This is a genomic window from Arthrobacter sp. TS-15 (assembly GCF_006964045.1).
GTDB lineage: Bacteria > Actinomycetota > Actinomycetes > Actinomycetales > Micrococcaceae > Arthrobacter.
Window position 1 is genome coordinate 24,601 of sequence record NZ_SDXQ01000021.1, and the last position, 17,530, is coordinate 42,130.

The 17,530-nt window shown below is 60.7% G+C and carries 21 protein-coding genes and 1 pseudogene; 19 read left to right on the top strand and 3 right to left on the bottom strand.

The genetic code is table 11. The annotated features are described in order from the left end of the window. Positions 1–2 precede the first annotated feature (2 nt). The 6 genes and pseudogenes from EU811_RS07765 to EU811_RS24705 form a co-directional block, all read left to right on the top strand. The gene (locus tag EU811_RS07765) at positions 3–944 is read left to right on the top strand and encodes a carbohydrate ABC transporter permease (protein ID WP_142937916.1); all 942 of its coding nucleotides are present in this window, start codon (positions 3–5) and stop codon (positions 942–944) included. Next, positions 941–1,840, top strand: coding sequence for a carbohydrate ABC transporter permease (locus EU811_RS07770; RefSeq protein WP_011776118.1), 900 nt, complete (start codon positions 941–943; stop codon positions 1,838–1,840). The genes EU811_RS07765 and EU811_RS07770 overlap by 4 nt, the downstream gene beginning before the upstream one ends. A gap of 37 nt (positions 1,841–1,877) precedes the next feature. Continuing rightward, positions 1,878–2,981: a Gfo/Idh/MocA family protein gene (locus tag EU811_RS07775; protein ID WP_142937917.1), complete on the top strand. Its 1,104-nt coding sequence runs from the start codon at positions 1,878–1,880 to the stop codon at positions 2,979–2,981. Position 2,982: 1 nt separating this feature from the next. Further along, positions 2,983–3,732 carry a ThuA domain-containing protein gene (locus tag EU811_RS07780; protein WP_142937918.1) on the top strand — a complete coding sequence of 250 codons (750 nt, stop codon included), beginning with the start codon at positions 2,983–2,985 and terminating at the stop codon, positions 3,730–3,732. A 96-nt stretch (positions 3,733–3,828) separates the two neighbouring features. Next, on the top strand, positions 3,829–4,239 hold the full coding sequence (locus EU811_RS07785) for a hypothetical protein (protein WP_142937919.1): 411 nt from the start codon (positions 3,829–3,831) through the stop codon (positions 4,237–4,239). Positions 4,240–4,272: 33 nt separating this feature from the next. Beyond that, positions 4,273–4,506, top strand: a pseudogene (locus tag EU811_RS24705) (PadR family transcriptional regulator); the annotation flags it as partial. Positions 4,507–4,796: 290 nt separating this feature from the next. Here EU811_RS24705 and EU811_RS07795 read toward each other — a convergent pair. The 3 genes from EU811_RS07795 to EU811_RS24115 form a co-directional block, all read right to left on the bottom strand. Beyond that, positions 4,797–5,492, bottom strand: a complete 696-nt coding sequence (locus tag EU811_RS07795; RefSeq protein ID WP_160147627.1) for an EamA family transporter — start codon at positions 5,490–5,492, stop codon at positions 4,797–4,799. A gap of 516 nt (positions 5,493–6,008) precedes the next feature. Further along, positions 6,009–6,593 carry a hypothetical protein gene (locus EU811_RS24110; protein ID WP_238703336.1) on the bottom strand — a complete coding sequence of 195 codons (585 nt, stop codon included), beginning with the start codon at positions 6,591–6,593 and terminating at the stop codon, positions 6,009–6,011. A gap of 47 nt (positions 6,594–6,640) precedes the next feature. Beyond that, positions 6,641–7,042, bottom strand: a complete 402-nt coding sequence (locus EU811_RS24115) for a hypothetical protein (RefSeq protein ID WP_238703337.1) — start codon at positions 7,040–7,042, stop codon at positions 6,641–6,643. Positions 7,043–7,311: 269 nt separating this feature from the next. On the opposite strand from EU811_RS24115, the gene mpaB reads away from it, so the two are divergent. The 13 genes from mpaB to EU811_RS07850 all read left to right on the top strand — a co-directional run bounded on the left by mpaB (position 7,312) and on the right by EU811_RS07850 (position 17,524). Next, positions 7,312–8,337 carry a daptide biosynthesis RiPP recognition protein gene (gene mpaB / locus EU811_RS07805; RefSeq protein ID WP_142937921.1) on the top strand — a complete coding sequence of 342 codons (1,026 nt, stop codon included), beginning with the start codon at positions 7,312–7,314 and terminating at the stop codon, positions 8,335–8,337. After that, positions 8,334–9,623 carry a daptide-type RiPP biosynthesis aminotransferase gene (mpaD, locus tag EU811_RS07810; protein WP_142937922.1) on the top strand — a complete coding sequence of 430 codons (1,290 nt, stop codon included), beginning with the start codon at positions 8,334–8,336 and terminating at the stop codon, positions 9,621–9,623. Before mpaB ends, mpaD begins: the two co-directional genes overlap by 4 nt. After that, entirely contained in the window at positions 9,620–10,804 is a 1,185-nt protein-coding gene (gene mpaC / locus EU811_RS07815; RefSeq protein WP_142937923.1) for a daptide-type RiPP biosynthesis dehydogenase, read from the top strand. The genes mpaD and mpaC overlap by 4 nt, the downstream gene beginning before the upstream one ends. Before the next feature lie 32 nt (positions 10,805–10,836). Beyond that, a complete protein-coding gene (locus EU811_RS23500) occupies positions 10,837–10,977 on the top strand; it encodes a daptide-type RiPP (protein WP_160147628.1) in 141 nt (46 codons plus the stop codon). A gap of 45 nt (positions 10,978–11,022) precedes the next feature. Beyond that, a complete protein-coding gene (locus EU811_RS24555) occupies positions 11,023–11,148 on the top strand; it encodes a daptide-type RiPP (protein WP_274595832.1) in 126 nt (41 codons plus the stop codon). Positions 11,149–11,207: 59 nt separating this feature from the next. Beyond that, positions 11,208–11,345: a daptide-type RiPP gene (locus tag EU811_RS23505; RefSeq protein WP_160147629.1), complete on the top strand. Its 138-nt coding sequence runs from the start codon at positions 11,208–11,210 to the stop codon at positions 11,343–11,345. Positions 11,346–11,428: 83 nt separating this feature from the next. Continuing rightward, the gene (mpaM, locus tag EU811_RS07820; protein ID WP_142937924.1) at positions 11,429–12,247 is read left to right on the top strand and encodes a daptide-type RiPP biosynthesis methyltransferase; all 819 of its coding nucleotides are present in this window, start codon (positions 11,429–11,431) and stop codon (positions 12,245–12,247) included. Beyond that, on the top strand, positions 12,244–13,491 hold the full coding sequence (locus EU811_RS07825; RefSeq protein WP_142937925.1) for a YcaO-like family protein: 1,248 nt from the start codon (positions 12,244–12,246) through the stop codon (positions 13,489–13,491). The genes mpaM and EU811_RS07825 overlap by 4 nt, the downstream gene beginning before the upstream one ends. After that, positions 13,488–15,161 (top strand): daptide biosynthesis intramembrane metalloprotease, encoded by a 1,674-nt coding sequence (gene mpaP, locus EU811_RS07830; protein ID WP_142937926.1) that lies wholly within the window; start codon positions 13,488–13,490, stop codon positions 15,159–15,161. The genes EU811_RS07825 and mpaP overlap by 4 nt, the downstream gene beginning before the upstream one ends. After that, positions 15,158–15,868: an ABC transporter ATP-binding protein gene (locus EU811_RS07835; RefSeq protein WP_142937927.1), complete on the top strand. Its 711-nt coding sequence runs from the start codon at positions 15,158–15,160 to the stop codon at positions 15,866–15,868. Before mpaP ends, EU811_RS07835 begins: the two co-directional genes overlap by 4 nt. A 209-nt stretch (positions 15,869–16,077) precedes the next feature. Continuing rightward, positions 16,078–16,614 (top strand): hypothetical protein, encoded by a 537-nt coding sequence (locus EU811_RS07840; RefSeq protein WP_238703338.1) that lies wholly within the window; start codon positions 16,078–16,080, stop codon positions 16,612–16,614. Further along, positions 16,615–17,307, top strand: a complete 693-nt coding sequence (locus EU811_RS07845) for a hypothetical protein (protein WP_142937929.1) — start codon at positions 16,615–16,617, stop codon at positions 17,305–17,307. 31 nt (positions 17,308–17,338) lie between these two features. Further along, a complete protein-coding gene (locus tag EU811_RS07850; RefSeq protein ID WP_142937930.1) occupies positions 17,339–17,524 on the top strand; it encodes a SoxR reducing system RseC family protein in 186 nt (61 codons plus the stop codon). The last annotated feature ends 6 nt before the right edge of the window (positions 17,525–17,530 follow it).

A 17,530-nucleotide genomic window follows, 5' to 3' on the forward strand; every position in this document is an offset into this window, starting at 1 on the left:
TCATGGCCATCAGAACAATCCCGGCAAGCCGCGGCCCAGCAAAAACAAGCGGCCGCGACCGCGCCGAGCGCAAGCTCGCCTTCCGCATGACCGCACCGTCGCTGGTCATCATGGCGCTGGTTGCGGCAGTCCCCATCGGCTACGCCATCTGGCTCTCGCTGAACCAGTACAGCGTCCGCACCGCCGGCCTGTCCCGCTTTGTCGGCCTGGAAAACTACATCAACGCCCTGGCAAGCCAAGAGTGGTGGGCTGCGTTTGGCCAGACCTTCCTCTTCGCGGGTTTGTCGGTCAGCTTGGAACTCGTCCTCGGCACGGCCATGGCGCTCCTGCTCAACCTCGCGTTCAAGGGCCGGGCCGTCCTGCGCACCGTGGTTCTGCTGCCGTACGCCATCATCACCGTGGTCAGCGCCATCACCTGGCAAACGATGTTCCAGCCCAATATGGGCCTGGTCACCAACGTCCTCTCCACGCTGGGGCTGCCGGGCGGCGACGTCGTGTGGCTCGGTGAGCACGGCTACGCGATGGCCGTGATCGTCATGGCCGACGTCTGGAAGACCACGCCCTTCGCGGCGCTCATCATCCTGGCTGGCCTGCAGGTCATCTCCGCGGAAACGTACGAGGCCGCGGAACTTGACGGCGCCAGCAAATGGCAGACCTTCGTGAACATCACCCTGCCGCTGTTGCGTCCGGCGATCGTCCTCGCCGCGATTTTCCGCACCATGGATGCCCTCCGCGTCTTCGACCTCCCGTTCGTGCTCACCCGCGGCGCCAACGGCACCGAATCCATGTCCATGCTCGCCTACACGCAACTGCGCGAAAATCGGCTGGTGGGCGAAGGCTCGGCGCTGTCCATCCTGACCTTCCTTACCGTCATGGTGGTCTCGGTCATCTACGTCCGCTTCGCCGGCGGCAACATCCGCGACGTCGCGAAGGAGGAACAATGAGCACGCTGATTGCAGAACGCCCGACGGCGGAACTCACCACCGGGCGCAAGGCGCCGAAGCGTCGCTTGCGTGGGGAATCGAAGCTGCACCCCTTGGTTTGGGTGTTCGTGGTGGCCGTCATGGCTTTCTCGCTCATCCCGTTCTACTGGCTGGTGAACACCTCCCTTAAGAAGGGTGCGAGCCTGTCCCAAGGCGAGCTCTTCCCGAGCCAGCCGACCCTCGAGAACTATCTGGTGGTCTTCCAGAACCCCGAGTTCCTCCTGGCCTTGCGCAACTCGGTGATTATCGCCGTCGTGACTACAACGGTGGCGCTGGTGTTCGCGTCCTTCGCCGCCTATGCGCTGGCGAGGCTGAAGATGCGCCGCAAGGCGATGATCCTGACGCTGATCCTCTCGGTCACCACGTTCCCGGCCATCGCCATCGCGGCCCCGATGTTCTCCATCTGGCGCGAGATCGGGCTGTACGACACTCTGCTCGGCCTCATCATCCCGAAGCTGACGTTCGCGTTGCCGCTGGCGATCTACACGCTGACGTCCTTCTTCAAGGAGATCCCGCGTGAGCTGGAGGAATCCGCGTACATGGATGGCGCCACACCGTTTGTCGCCTTCCGAAAGGTGATCCTGCCGCTGGCGGTTCCCGGCCTGGCGACCACGGCGATCCTGGTGTTCATCTCGGTCTGGAACGAATTCCTCCTGGCCGTCACACTGACCACCTCGCCCGAAGCCCGACCCGTCCCGGTGGCGATTGCGTTCTTCAGCGGCACCAGCGAGTTCGACCAACCCCTCGGCACCATCAGCGCAGCGTCGGTGATCATCACCGTCCCACTCGTGATCCTGGTGCTCGTGTGCCAGAAGCGGATCGTTTCCGGCATGACGGCCGGCGCGGTCAAGGGCTAACCCCAAACCTAGTAACCACAGAAAGAACAGGAACAACGTGAGCATTCAGCAGCAGGCCCCGTCCGCAACCCTCAAGGTGGGAGTTGTGGGCATCGGTTGGGCCGGCCAGCAGCACCTCAAGGCGTACAGCAACATCGACGGCGTCGAAATTGTCGCCGTCGCCGGCATGGAAGCTGATCTTCTTGCCCAGCTGAAGGAGGAATACAGCATCCCCCACGCGTTCGCCCGCTGGGAAGACATGATCGAGCTCGAAGGCCTCGACGCCGTCAGCGTCGCCGTGCCGACGTTCCTGCACGCGCCCATCGCCATTGCCTCGCTCGGGCGCGGACTGCATGTGCTGAGCGAAAAGCCTTTGGCGCGTAACGCCGTCGAGGGTCAACAGATGGTGGACGCCGCCCGCAAGGCTGGCCGCGTCCTTGACGTTGCGTTTAACCACCGCCGCCGCGGCGACATCCAGGCGCTCAAGGAAGTGATCGACGCCGGGACGCTGGGTCGCCCGTACTACGCCAAGGCATCCTGGCTGCGCAGGCAGGGCATTCCGATGCTGGGCAGCTGGTTCACCAACCCGGAACTCGCCGGCGGCGGCCCGCTTGCCGACATCGGCGTGCACGTCCTGGACTACTCGCTGCACCTCCTGGGCGAGCCCAAGGTGCTGGCCGTCTCGGCGTCCACCCATTCCGAACTTGGTCCGCGCGGCCTCGGCGGCAACGCCCGGTACACGGCGTCGAACTCCAGCCACAAGTTTGAAGTGGAAGACTTCGCCTCCGCATTCATCCGGCTGGAAGGCGGCGGGACCCTGATCCTCGAAGCGGGATGGGCCACGTACCGCGACGAGCGCGACCTGATGGACTTCACCGTTTACGGGACCGACGGCGGAGCGGACTTGCGCTCGGTGGGCGCCTCCGAGAACCCGGTAGCGGACGTTCACGTCTTCACCGAGAAGGACGGCGAGAACGCCGACTTTGAGGTGGTGGCCGAACCCGGGCGAGCCCACCAGGCCGTCGTCGACGATTTCATTGCTGCCGTGCGCGGCGGCGAAACTGTATGGGGAAGCCATGACGGCTCACTCGCCCTGAGCCGTGCCCTGGTGCTCGATGCCTGCTACAAATCCGCCCTCGAACAACGTGAAGTGGTGCTCTGAAATGTCTGATGCGAAATTGAAGATTGTCGTCTGGAACGAGGCCGTGCACGAGGCCCGTAACGAGCCCGCCACGATCGGCGAGATGTACCCCGAAGGGATCCACGGCGCAATCGCCGCCGGGCTCCGCGGCTTTTACCCGGACTCCGAAATCACGACGGCGACACTCGCCGATCCTGAGCACGGGCTCTCCGAAGAAGTTCTGGAGCAGACCGACGTGCTGCTGTGGTGGGGGCATATCGCCCATGGGGAAGTCGCTGAGGAAGTAGTGGAGCGCGTGCAGCGGCATGTCCTCGGCGGCATGGGCCTCGTGGTCCTGCACTCCGGGCATTTCGCCAAGATCTTCACTCGATTGTTGGGGACCACGTGCTCGCTGAAGTGGCGCAACGAGGGCGAACGCGAGCTGGTGTGGACGGTGAAGCCTTCGCACCCGATCGCGGCCGGCATTGAGAGCCCTATCGTGATTCCGCAGCAGGAAATGTACGGCGAACTGTTCGACATTCCAGAACCCGATGACCTGATCTTCATCAGCTCGTTTACTGGGGGAGAGGTGTTCCGCTCCGGCGTGACGTTCTCCCGCGGCAAGGGACGGATCTTCTACTTCAGCCCCGGCGACCAGGAATACCCGGTGTACCACCAGCCGCAGATCCAGAAGGTCATCGCCAACGGGGTTGGCTGGGTGGCGCAGCCCGGCGTTTTCCGGGAAGCGCCCGAGGTCTCCAACCCGGCGCGGGGCTGGTTCGAGGAAGCCTAGCGCAGAGGGCTTCCACTCGTGAATCCTCTGTTCCACACTGGATTTATCTGCTTGTACTGAGCAGTGGATCAGGGCGGGCCGAATCGAGGGAAGGCTATGCAGAAAGCGCGTGTGGCGGCCGTGCTGACCTGGATTTACGCGGCGGCGTTCGGGATTCCTGCGATTCCAGTCAGCATCTACCTCCTCCAAAACGGGTATCTACCAATGTTCATGGACCTGTTCCCGATGTACGCGGGACCGTGGGACGGCCTGGACGGCTGGGTCTTCGTGTCGCTGCTGATGGCATTCCTGGTTGTGGTGTTGGTGGCGTCGTGGGCTGCTTGGCTCGCATGGAAGGGACGCCGGTCCGGGCTTGTTCTTGGGCTGGCTCTCCTACCTGTCGAAGCGGTGTTCTGGTTGGGCTTCGACCTGCCGTTCCCGTGGTTGTTCGGCGTGGCCCGGGGGTTGCTGTACGCGCTCGCTGTGATGTCCTTGCGTCAACGTCCGGAGGGGCGGCTGGTGGCGTAAGTGCGTTCACTCATGCTCTCCCGCGATTAGCCGTTGCCTTCGGCGCAACCCAATAAATCGATCTACTGCGACTGCAATGGCCATCACGACGAGTCCTATTCCGAAGGCGGTCATCGGGCCATATATTGGCCAGAATATAGCGAATGTGAAAGTGATTTATACGCACTCATGAATCGATTGAGGCACCAAGGAATAGCCACCTATAGGTGGGAAATATCACCTACCGGTCCGCTGCGAAAATGTTATCAACTGACAAATGCGGGGTTTGAAGAATTGGAGCACCGGCACGCAACGTGGAAAGAACTCCGAAAATCCTTGCTGGAACTTTTGGATACAGCGTCGTCAAATATTTCGGGGCCAAATTCTCGTGGGGTAGTACCAGAAAAAGAACGGAATGATGTTCAGATGGAGTCTAAAGGGAGGCTGAGGTGTCATCCATGCCCGCCCACGTCCAACCCCGCACCCACAGCAGCCACAAACGCATCCCTCTCAGTCCCGGCACGTGTGGAGGAACGAGTCAGACAAGGTGGGTGCCACAGCAATTCATTGGTTTCAACTTATGCTCCTCGTTTTTTAGATTTCAGTTGTCTGCTTGTTTGGGCGCGAGCATCCGTCCAGACGCTAAGTACGGCACACCCGGTGAGAACGATCAGCCCCGTGATCTGTCGGCCGTCCAAGTACTGGTTAAGGCCTAGTACGCCGACGATCGCAGCCAACGCGGGGTCCAAAGCCGACACCATTGCGAAGGGAAGCGCGCGAAGACGCTTCATGGCGAAAAGTTCCAGAGAAAATGGAATAGCTATGGTCAGCAGTGCCACGACAAGCGCCTGGCCCACCCACCGGTCTGCTGTCTGCAAGTCAGGAACTGGGGTTAGGATCTGCCCTGCTAGAACAACTAGGAACGCGACCCACAAAGCCTTGGATAACACTGCCAGCGGATGGGACGCAGTCGGCATAGTCGTCCCCACCTTGATATAAACGCTCAACAGAATCCCGGTAGCCACGGCCCACAGGATTCCCGCGGGATCCGGTCGGCTGGCGTAGTCCACAATGAGGAAAAGTCCTGCCACGGCGCCCAAAACCGCAAGCCGGACCGCCCGAGGGCGCGTACACAGACAGCCGAGTACCAAGGGGACAATGAATTCAATGGAAACCGCTAGAGACAGCGAAATATGGGAAATTGCTTGATAGAAGCAAAGCTGCATCAATCCCAAAACGACACCGTAGCCGACGATGCGGCGCAGGGATACCACAGCGGAGTATCTTACAAACCAGAGGGCAGGAAGGAGCGCCAAAGCTCCGATTCCTACTCTCAGGCACGTCGCAATTCCTGCGCCAGCAGCTCCAATGAGCCCAACGGCCATACCGTTACCGAGCTGAAGCGCGGCCAGGCTCACGGCCACGGCAGCCACACCCGCCGAGGCAGTCCTTGGCTTCCTCATGTAAACCGCGCGCACGACAAATCCACGGCTGCTGTCCCCCATGCCGCCATAGGCCTATATCCCCCAATTCGTCGTACCATCTGCCTGCGTACAAGGGAGCCGCTGCATCAGCACAGAAGTGCTGCGCCGAAGGTCCGCCTGTTGACCGAACCTAAGATGCCTGAATGCGCTTACAGGGGCGCGTCGATGCTCCCACCTATCGAGTGCGTGCAGCTCGCAGTTCGTGACGCAGCTATCCATGCCAACATGCGAGGACACCGAAGCGTACAAGCTTCTAGGCCGTTTAGGTTTCATCTGACGGGACAACCACTGGCGTCGGCTGCGCAGTTATGTAGTAGAGGGCAGCCCCGCCGCAAACGCCTCAATCCGATCGAACACCTCGGTTTGAGCTAGTTGGGAGGCCCGCCAATCTTCCGGGATTTGCAGGGAATGATCGGCCCCGGGCACCTCAAAGAACGTACCGGCACTCTCAGACTTACGTCCGCCGTCCCACAGCTTGTCCAATGAACCGCCGATAAAGAGATCCTCCTTTGAAGACATGCTGATAGTACTTCTGACCCTCTCGTCTGTGAGCAGCGGCGTCAGCCAGATACCCGGGACGCGCTCTTCCTCGGCCCAAGGGATACACAAAGTGCTTAAGGACTTGGCGACAATCAATCGTTGATCGGCGTCTGGTGCGGCCGCGAAAGCCGTCTTAGCGGCAGCGGCCGCGAACTCTTGAGGGCCAGCACTGGGCAAATCGTCAGGAGTCCACCGGACAGCCTGAACATGCCAGCCCAGTGCTCCCAGCATTTCACCAACCCAGAACAGGACTGGGCCCTCAACCGGGTACCCGGAACCGGGAAGCAGGACGGCTACCTTGGTTCGTGCCGAGTGATCAGTGGAGGGTTTAGCCCAGGTGAAGGATTCCATAAGGCATGCTAACCGGCGACCGATGACGCGAGCCTGACCGCCGGAGATCAGCCTGCGTGCTCCCTTTCCTGATTGAGCGAAAACTCGGGGGCACTCCGATGGAAGTGACCATAACGGCGTAGGCAAAGGTACGTGCCGACGAAGGTGGCAAAGCCCAGAAGTGGCCCGGCCCAGGCGACGATGGGTGAGCCGCGCAGGAACATCGCCACGATGGCAAATGCCGTGGCTGTGATGACGATCGCCGGTTTTTCCGGGGCGAGGTGGTACTGGACCTTCCGGCCGATCTGGCCGTAGAAGAACCCCACGATCAAGGGGAAGACAATGAAAACGCCGCCCACAATCAAAAGCCACGGCATCGCTGCCATGGTGGCGGCGCCGATGGTCAGCCCGTAACAGCCAGCCAGCGTCAGCCAATAGCTGTTGGCACTTTTACCGTGTTTCTTCTTCATGTTCAGACGTCCCCAAATCGGCGAGGGCCCCAGCATAGCCGCTCCCAAGCCGAGCCCGATGTCATGCAATCAGACGCTGGCTCCGCACACCTAGGCCACCCCAAAACGCCACCTAGTTGCTCCAAATTGACCCCTAATTTCGGCCAAATCACCACCTAGTTTCGCCTTTCCGCCCTGTGGGCCATGAACCCGCCCATAGTGTCCTTCTCAGAACGCAGCCCCGGATTAAATGCGGAGCTGCCGGTGAAGACAACTATGGGGTTGGGGAAATGAAGCTGAGTCAGCAACAGAGCATTGCCGCCGCTGTGGATCAGTGGATCACAGGGGTACCCGGACGGATACCGGGTCACGTTATTTTTGTTGAGAATCCCGAGCACGCCGATTACGCGAAGACTCTTGCCGGCGAAGGCTCTACGGTTCTGGTTCTGAACGGCGACAAAGTCGATGACGGCATCGTCACGGCATCGGGGTCATTCGACGCCGCGGGGGAAGAGCTCCTGGTGGACGGCACCCTCAGCTTGGAGATTCAGGACTATGTGGCTATCCCGTTCGTCAATCTGGTGGGTGTGACGGTAGTCAGGATCACCACCAAGGAGGACTGGCAAGCCTTTTTCGACGATGCAGAAGAAGCTGTCCGCTCCGGCCATTTTGTCCAGCAACTCACTGAGGTCAACGCCGTCCTGGCGGAGCGCGGGTTGTTGAGCGGGGCCGCGAAGGACACCCTGTTGCTGACGCGGCTTCACATCACCTGGGATGGTTCCGTCAGGTCCGGTCCCTACGGAACCAAAATCGGCAAGGTAGGTGACTCGCTTCCGGACATCAGAGTCCGGGCCGTTTCTCTGAGGCCGGAGTCCGCCGTTGCCGCTGTCTACTACCCCTGGGACATTCAGGACTCCCTTGAGGCCAGGACCTGGATCCCGCGCTACCTGGCCGCCTTGGATGCTTGGAAGTTCATTCCCCGTGAAGACCGGGCCACCACAAGCCTGGTCGGATTCGGCACCAGTCTCTACGGCGCCACTCTCAATGACGGCCTCCCGTCAGCGGACGCTCCTTTTATCCTCAAGCGGGCTGCCGAATACACCCTGCTGGACCCTAAGACGGGCCGGCTCTTCAAGATCGGCACGGACGCCGCCGCCATTATTGAGGCCGTCTCCACCATGCGAGACATCCAGGTTGCCGCCAGGGTGGTGGCACCCGCACTCAAGGTTTCAGCTGATGTGGCTGAGAGTGCCGCCAGAGCGGTGGTCACGCATTTTGAACAGCTGGGCATCGACATCATGGGTGCGGGCCGATGACTGTTGAGCCGGTCCTGCCAACCCCGCGGACACAACTTCCCCTCTGGGTTCCGCTAACCACCCAGCATGACTTCGACGAGGCCGGCTACACGGCGGTCAGCGCCAACGGCGTGCACGTCACCTTCGAGGACGGCCGGCAACGGATCTGCGCAAAGAGCGGCCTGTGGAACACCAATCTCGGTTACGGAAACCAACAAATAGCTGAAGCCGTGGCTACAGAACTTCACGCCGCCTCCTACCTTCCGCTGTTCCGCACGTCCCACCGGAAAGCGGTCGAGGCTTCAAGGGCCCTCCTGAGTCTGCCTGCACATGACTTCCAACGAGTGGTGTTTTCCACCTCTGGCGGTGCGGCCAATGACGCAGCGATGAAGCTCGCCCGCCAGTACTTTGTTTTGAACGGCCAGCCCGAGAGGAAGCTCATTGTTGGCCTGAGTGGCAGCTACCACGGGCTGACCTATGGAAGCCAAGCCCTCAGCGGTGATGAACTCGGACAGGCAGTTTACGGCGTGGACCGGCGCAATATCCGCCACATCAGATTCGACGACGACGGCGCGGAACTCACCCGGCTGATGCACAGGGAAGGGCACAGGATCGCGGCCGTCATCATGGAACCGGTCCTGGGTTCAGGCGCGGAATCAGTGCCGGACGGCTTCATTGAGGAGGTCATCAAACACCGGGACCACCACGGCTACCTGGTGGTCGCCGACGAGGTTGCCACCGGCTTCGGCAGGGTAGAAGGCTGGTTCGCCTCGGATGCCTGGCCTCAACAGCCGGACATTATTATTACGTCAAAGGGCCTGACCAATGGCACCAGCGCTTGCGCCGCCCTCTTGATAGCCCATCGCGTAACCCAACTCTTTGACGCATCAGAGTCCATCTTTGTTCACGGGGAAACCCAAGCTGGAACCCCGGCAACATGTGCCGCGATCCTCAGCACCATCGCTGAGATGAAGCGCTTGGACCACCACACCCTGAACAAGCAGGTGGCTGAGGGTCTCAACCAACTCATTGAAGACCTTCAACACACCCCGGGTGTAGGCAACTCAACGGGTCGCGGCTGTATGCGCGGCCTCAAGCTTCACGCAAAAAACGGCATGCCGCTTTCTTCCGACGGCGTCCTGGCTGTAGTGAGGAACATTCATCAAGCCGGTTCCATAGTCCAGCCGGGGCCTGGGCGGATCCAACTGCTGCCTGCCCTGACTTACACGGAGGACAACTTTGCAGAGCTCCGGGCCGCAGTAAAGGCAGGCCTGTTCAGTGCCGAACGCGACGGAGTTTTCGAGTGATTGCCGATCACGGCTTGAGGACCCGATGCGTCATTGCCGACGACGGGACGGCACCAAAGTACGTGGGCGGCCTCACTCGCGGCAGAACGGGCTTGGTAGTCGATCGGGACCTCAAAGTGCACCGAGACAAACTTCTTGAAGGTGACCTCAAAGGTTCAGCTGTCCTGGAATTGACTGCGGAGCCCGTCACCGTGGAAACGCTGAGGACCGTGGGCCGCTTCATCCGCGAAAACCGACTTCAGACGGTGGTGGGACTTGGCGGCGGTTCAGTCCTTGACGCGGTAAAGCTCGCCGCAATCTTTACCGCTGACCCCGCTTTGACCATATTCGCTGAACGCCACGCCAAGCGCTCCGGACTGTTGGTGTTGCCACCGATCACTAACCCCAACGATCGTCCCAAGACCATTCTCATGCCGTCCACGGTGGGTACCGGCGCTGAAGTCAGCGCTGTAGCGTGCCTGGACACCGCCGTCGGACGCCGCTTGATTGCCTCGCGTAACTTGGCGGGTGACGTGGCAATGCTCGACGCCGGGCATCTGGCCACCCTGCCCAAGTATCTGGTTTTCGAAGGCCTGCTTGAAGCTCTGCTGAGAGTGGCGGGGACCATGGTTGGCAGCCAGCACAGCATCTTTGACGACGACGGCCATGTCCTCATCCAACGGATGGTCCGGTTGGGAGAGCGGCTGACTCTTTACGATACGGCGGAACTCCGCCTAACTGCGGCCCGCCTCAGCATGGAGACGCACACCGGATGGGCACTCATGGGCCGCAACCCCTACGGGGCAAGGCACTGGTACCTCGCAAACGAGCTCGCGTACGTGACAGGGGCGAGAAAAATGACGGCGACAGCGTCTGTGATCGGGCCTATCTGGGCCGAAATCACCAACGGTGCAGCAGCCTGGGGCGACCGCCGGAGGCTCCAACAACTGTGGTCCGCGGTCACCGAGGCGGTCCCTGAGCTGGACCCGGATCCGGCTCCTGGTATCAACCACCTGATCCGGCGGTGGGGTATCGCCGGACTCGAGAACATCGGCGGCGAAACGCTTCACCTAACCACGGAAGCTGCTATCCGAAACTGGGGCGGATCACTGCCCATGCTTCGCGGCATCGACGCCGCGCAGATTCAGTACGTCCTCCATAGCGCGGCGAGGACCCACAGTCTTGTCCGCCCAACCGGGTGATCTACGAGCGACAAGAGGAAGGAGGTGAGTACATGAACAGCACAGCACTCAAAGCCCTGGACCTCAACATCCAAGAGCTGGAGGCCATGGACGTTCCGGACGACTGGGACGAACGCATCAAGGGCATCACGGCAGGACTGGCATTGGTGGGCATCGCGGTGGCCATCACCTGATCGCGCAGCCAACTCAAAACGCGCACTGAAGGGAGGTGAAAACGAATGCAAAATCAGCTCAACATCTCCGTCCAGGAGATCGAGTCGATGGATACCCCGGACTTCAACAACTGGTTCATCGGTGTTTCCCAAGGAGTTGCCATCGGCCTGATCGCCGTCAGCATCACCTAATCAGGGGTCCGCTACACAAGCTCCGCTCCGTATCCAGAGACCTAAGAAAGGAGAAGTCAATGATCGCAGCCTCGAACCTTCAGCTGACCATCGAAGAGCTGGAAAACCTCGACACCCCGGACGATACACCGTGGTACATCCGCGTTGGTGACGTCATCATCATTGCCGGCGTCGTCGTCGGCCTCGCCGCTACCTAAGCAAGTCCACGCGGGTGGTGCCATCTTGGCCACCACCCGCGTGAACCCACACCACCACACCGACTCCCGGAGAGCACGAGCTGATGAACACCGCACCAGATGAGACCGCCGACGCCATTTTGCGGATCCTTGGACACGTCGATCCTCCTGAGGATTTGTATAGCGTTTCGGGATCGAGACTCTACGACCAGATCACCGCCAACGACCTCACCGAGCTTCCCGAAATCCTGGCCGCTGCGCGGAAAACCTCCGGGCCTATCTTGGAACTAGCGGCAGGGTCCGGACGGATCACGCGACCCCTCCTTGCCTTGGGGCGTCCACTCACCGCGGTCGATTCGTCACCGGAAATGTTGGCCATGCTGAAGGAGAAGGCAGACACCAAAGCCTTCAACCCCCGCGATGTAAAGGTTGAACTGGTGGAGGCGGACATGTCCCGCTTTGAGATCGACGGCGGTTTCGGTTGTGTGGTTCTCGGTGCCAGTTCCATCACGCTCCTTGATCCGGCGGGGCGCTGGGAGCTGTTCCGTAGAGTGCGCGAATGTTTAACGCCGGACGGTCAATTCCTACTGACGGTCCTGAACGCGGACAACCACCAAGCCCCACTAGGCAGTGGAGGCCGCTGCACGGTTTCAGCTCTGGGGGACGATTCGTTCCTGATCACTGCGGAAGGCCGGGACGCTGCCAACGGAGCGCGTCACGTGACCATGATCCATGTCAGTTTTGGCTTGGACGGGACATATAGGTCCTCCGCCTACGCAAGCGACGTCGCCTTCCTGAGCAACAGCCTCCTCGAGGAAGAGATCGCTGCAGAAGGACTAAAGACTATTGAGCGCCGCCCGGTACGGATAGCGTCGCCAAGCCCGGGTTTGAATGATGTGGAGCTATGGGTTTGCGGCAAATGAGCGTAGATCCCGTACGAACGCTGCACCCTTCCCTGGGGCTGGTGTCTGAAGCCTCCATCTATGTACCCAATGATGTGGGGCTGTGGCGAACCGTGGGGCGATTAGCCAACAGCACACCGGGTGCTCGGATCGCTTCTGCAGTAGGGGCCTTTGATGTCACAAAGCGGGCGTCTCTGACGAGAGGCGCCGGCGAAGCGGTTGAACGATTCGCCCTGGTTCCCGTGCCGGAAGATTCCGAGTATCTGCTGGCCGGGAACGGCAGCCCCGGCACCAAAATTGACTTTGTCGGCGCCGGCCTGGGATGCGCCTCCGCCTTGGACTGGGACTTCCCTTGGTACCGTGCCATCGACTTGTTGAGTGGCGCGCCCTCGCTAGTGCCCGCCCCTGTTGTTGATTACTCCCCTGGATGCGGACAAACGAAACCGTGGGACAGGTACTTCGATCCCTCGCCCAACGGCGCGGCGTCCGGACCCTCGGAATCCTTCGCCCAGCGCTCCGGGATCGCAGAAGTCATGGAACGCGACGCCTTCCTTACAGCGTGGCGTCAGAGGATCCCATTGGAAAAGTTCGACGCAGAGAGCATGCCCGTGATGGTGCGCCAGTCTTCTGAAGCCAGAGGACTTAGCCTGCTCCTTGTGGCTGCCCGGGCAGCCGGTGTTGAGCCCATCCTCGCCTTCATTCCGAGCAACGATGCTCCGCTGTTGACCGCCGTGTGCATCATTACTGAGGAAAACGGTTCAGCCGGATTCGGCGCTGTGGGACTCAAATCTGCCTCGGACCCAGTGGTGGCGTTGAGGGGAGCGCTTCAAGAAGGTCTCCAAATCCGGGAGTTGTTCCACACACGCATGCCTTCTGCCGGGCGGGTCCCAACCGGTTCGGATTCCGGCCGCTCGCCCACCGCAGGGACGTATGCACCCGTGACCGACGACGATTCCCGCGCTGATTTCTGGACGACTGCACCGGCGGTAGCCGAATTGCGGCAGTGGGTTGGGTCCTTCAAACCATCCAGCTTTCCTGGATGCCGGCCCACGCCCGACGTGGATGGTCTGGTGCAGTACCTGGCCGGACGAAACATTCGCACCCACTGGGTCAACCTCACGCATAGGCTTCCTCCAGCTATCCAAGAGCTGGGTTGGACGGCCGGCAAGACCATCTGCCCGGGGGCTGTTCCCTTGACCATGGACGAGACCAAGGAGCTGTTCGTGATGCCGGGCTGCCCTGCAACGCCTCATCCGTTGATATGAGCAGGCCCGGGAAGGCTGTACATGGCGGGCTCGAGTGGCCGGTGCAGCTCGCGTCGGCAGCTTCCATCGACCGGCCGTTGCAGGAAGGCGGGCCGTGGATTGTCGCCATCAATGGCGTGCCGAAAGCGCGGGTCTCCTCCGACGTCGCCGATGTCTTGAAAGCGGTGGACGGCTCCATGCAACCGGCCCAGATCGCCCAGCTGCTGGGACCACTTTGGACGCCTGCGGACGTGGAAGGGATTGTGCGCCAGCTGGCGCACACGGGAATTTTCGACGACGGCGCGGGTCCGGCTGAGACTCGACGGATCCAGTTCAGGCCGCCCTTCACAGTGCAGTTCACCCTTTTCAATCCGGCACAGCTGTTGGAGAGTTTCCGCCCGGCAGTCACAGCCATGATCAGACCTGCAGGCGCCGTCACAGCGTTGCTTCTCCTGCTCAGCGGATTGATCGGTGCGTCTTTTGCGGGGCCCAGCATGTGGCGTGTCCTGTCTACCCCTCTTCCTATGGAGGCCTATCTGTACGTGGTGGCAGCGATGTTCGCGTCGACGTTGCTGCACGAACTGGGCCATGGCATGGCGCTTACCTACTTTGGGGGCACGCCGCGGCGGATCGGGATCATGCTGTTCTACCTCTCACCAGCCTTCTTCTGCGACGTTACCGATGGGTGGCGGCTAAGTTCGCGCAGGCAGCGGGTGCTCGTCGCTCTTGCCGGTCCTTTGGTGCACGTTGCCTTGGGGAGCATTGTGATCGCAGTGCAAGTGTTCCTCCCGGAGTCATCAGTGAAGGACGCAGCTGTTCTCTACGGATTGATTTGCTACGCCGTGGCGGTGCTGAACCTCTTTCCCTTCATCAAACTGGACGGTTACGTGGCTTTGATGTCCGCCGTGGACCTTCCCCATCTCCGGAAGAAATCGATCGATGCGCTGGCCGACGTCGTCAGCTCCCGCGTTCTCGGATCCCGGCGCTGTATCCCGAACCAAGGTCTCTTGCCCTGGTTCGGTCTAGCAAGCTTCCTGTCAGGGATTGCCTTCATGGTGATCGGCTACCAAAGGCTTGTGCCCATCTTCCTGCAACTTGGATATGCAGGGCACCTGGTTGTTTTCGGTGTTCTTTGCCTGCTGCTGGTGATGGCCGCCAAGGGTGTCGTCGCCTTTTTCCGTGCAGCAACCAAGAATGGAAGCCCAGCGTGGAGGCAGGTTCTGGTTGTCGGTTTGGGTGTTGTGGCCGCCGGAGCACTCATAGCCTCCATTCCAGTAAGACCCGTGACCGTAGCCGGCTACACCTACGTAAACGGCGAACTGAATATCGTGGCACCGCTGCAAGGTTCCGGCGCCGCGTTCGAACCCGGCGATCACGTCACGCTCCAATCGCAGGGAATGATCATCCACGAGAACCTGGGCCGGGCCACCATTGGTGACCCGCCGCCGTCGAACGCCATGGCAGCGCTGGACACCATAGCCCCGGTTGCACTGGCCGGGAACAACCTGCCGGTACTTGCCTACCCAAGCGAGTTGGAATCAGGCATGAACCTGTCCTCGTCTGGTCGTGCTGAAGTGACAAGCCAGCGGGAGATGAGCTTGGGGGAGTGGCTGCTGGATACGGCCATGAACTCGCCGCTGTGGCCAGTGCAGTCCGGGCAAACCACCGAATCCAAGGGAGGGCACTCATGATTGTCCACGCCAGCTTCGAGGCGTTTAGTAAGAAGAGAGGCCCGCGGTTTGCTGTTGAAGACCTAACGTTCGATGTCCCGGCCGGGCGGGTGGTGGGCCTGATTGGACCCAACGGGGCGGGAAAGAGCACAGCGCTCGCAGGGCTGACCGGTCTTGTGGAGGCCACGTCCGGATGTGCAACCGTCTTCGGGCGTGACTACCGGATACTGCCCCGGCCCGCCACCAAAGTTGGCGTGAACCTGGACGGAATGGACGTGGAGCCCGGGCTGACAGGACGCCGGCACCTGCAGATCTGCCGGCTGGCCGTGGGGGCTGAGCCGGAGACTGTGGATCGCGTCCTTGAGTTGGTGGATCTCGCAGCTCAAGGAAACAAGAAGGTACGGGACTACTCGCTGGGAATGCGGCAACGCCTGGGGATTGCTTCCGCCCTGGTGGGCAGTCCGGAGATGCTTGTTCTTGATGAGCCCGCTAACGGCCTGGACCCTGAGGGTGTCCAGTGGCTGCGGAGGTTCCTCCGGGAATTCGCCGCATCCGGCGGGAGCGCCCTCGTTTCCAGCCATCAACTCATGGAGTTGGAACAGGTTGCGGACGAGGTTGTGGTTCTCAGGCAAAGGACCCTGTTTCGAGGAACCCTCAAGGAGGCCAAAGCGCTCGGTGGGGGCAGCCTGGAATCCGCGTACTTCAAGATTCTGGAGGGCAACCGGTGAATGGAACGGCAGTAAGTTCCATGGGCAGTGGACTCCGTGCAGAGCTCCTGCGGTATGTCAGCGGTTATTCAGTGCTCGGCATTCTGGCTTTTACCGCATTGGTCCCTTGGTTCGTTGCAAACTTCCTGGGCTGGCCAGATAACTCAGAAGGGCTATCCGCCGCGGACAACGTCCGGACATTTTGGACTCTTTCAGCAAGCATTGCACCCGTGGCTACGTTCGCAGGAAGCTATGTGGTCACCCGGGAATCCTATTACGGAACACTCCGGCGCAGTGTGGTGTTGTCAGGGCTGAAGCAGGTGCTGATATCCAAATACTTGGCCGCAGCGATTGTTGGCCTCGCTACGGTCACCACAGGAACAGTGCTTTGGGGCGTAAGTGCGGCGTTTTCACTGCCCCCAGGTGTTCTGGGCAAACTGCTGGCGGCAGAGTCCTGGAACCAGATGCCGGGTGTGGTGCTGGCCTCGACCATGGGTTCATTGTGGGGATGTTCGCTGGGTTGGATCATCCGGCACTACTACGCGACCACCATACTCACCCTGCTGATTCCGCTGGCCGTCGAGGTGCCACTCATGGCAAGTGCACCGGAAGTAGCGCGCTGGCTTCCCTCCGGAGCTTTGGCGGGAATTGCGTCCCTGCCCTTCGACGGACTTCTGGCACCATTTCCTGCTCTCCTTGTATCCCTTGGCTGGCTCATGGCGGCAGGTCTATGTGCCGTGCGTCTTCTCCTAGGGAAGGAGTTCTAGATGGTGTCAGCCTTTCACTCTGACGTCAGAAGGCCCTGGTTGTGGCTGGGATCAGCCCTATGCGCCCTCTTGGTGGTAGGGCTCGTGGGCGTACTCATTGGCATGGGGCGACTGGAATCTCAAACATCACCGGGGTTCGACCTTGTTCTCCGTCAAGCCAGCATGTCGCTCATGCTCATAGTGGCTGCGGTGATGGGGTCGTTCTCCTTTACCTCGGACTATAGGGCGGGCTGTTTCACGCGCAGGGTCTTGCTGTTTCAGCGCGCACCGGCGTTCACTGCCAGGTTAGTCAGCACCGTCCTGGCGGCGCTCCTTGCGGGAACAACCGTTGGAGTGCTGTTCGGAGTTTCCGGAGAACTTATGGACAGCGCTTGGGGAATTACACCCTATGCAGTTCTGGCTTTCACTGGCACGGCCGCTATGGGATCGATGTGGGGCTTTGCGCTGGGATCCCTCATCCGGAGCCACATGGTGAGCCTCTTCGCGGTGCCGTTGAGCCTGGTACTTCCTGACCTCCTATCAGCCACCTCAAGGAACACCGAACAATTCCTCTTCCCAGTCTTGGCCGCTGACTGGGCTGACCACATAGCAATCCACATACCAGCCACAGGTTCTTTTGCAGGGGCCATGATTTGGCTTGTAGTGGTTACAGCGGTTGCGTTCGGGATGTTTCTGAAGCGGGATCTGGCATGACATTTCATCTACTTCAACAAAGGAATTCGCAATGAACCGCAGTCCGCTGGTATGGCTCTTTCTGGCATTGGTCCTGGGCGCCTATGCCGTGACCGTTTTCGTCTCCGATTCAGAGCAAACGTGGTGGTCCATCCTTTCCGGGATCTTCATAGCGGCCGCGTCCTTGGTGACACTGTGGAGGTTCAACCGGGAGGTCAGGAAAAACCGCCAACCGTGAATGGAT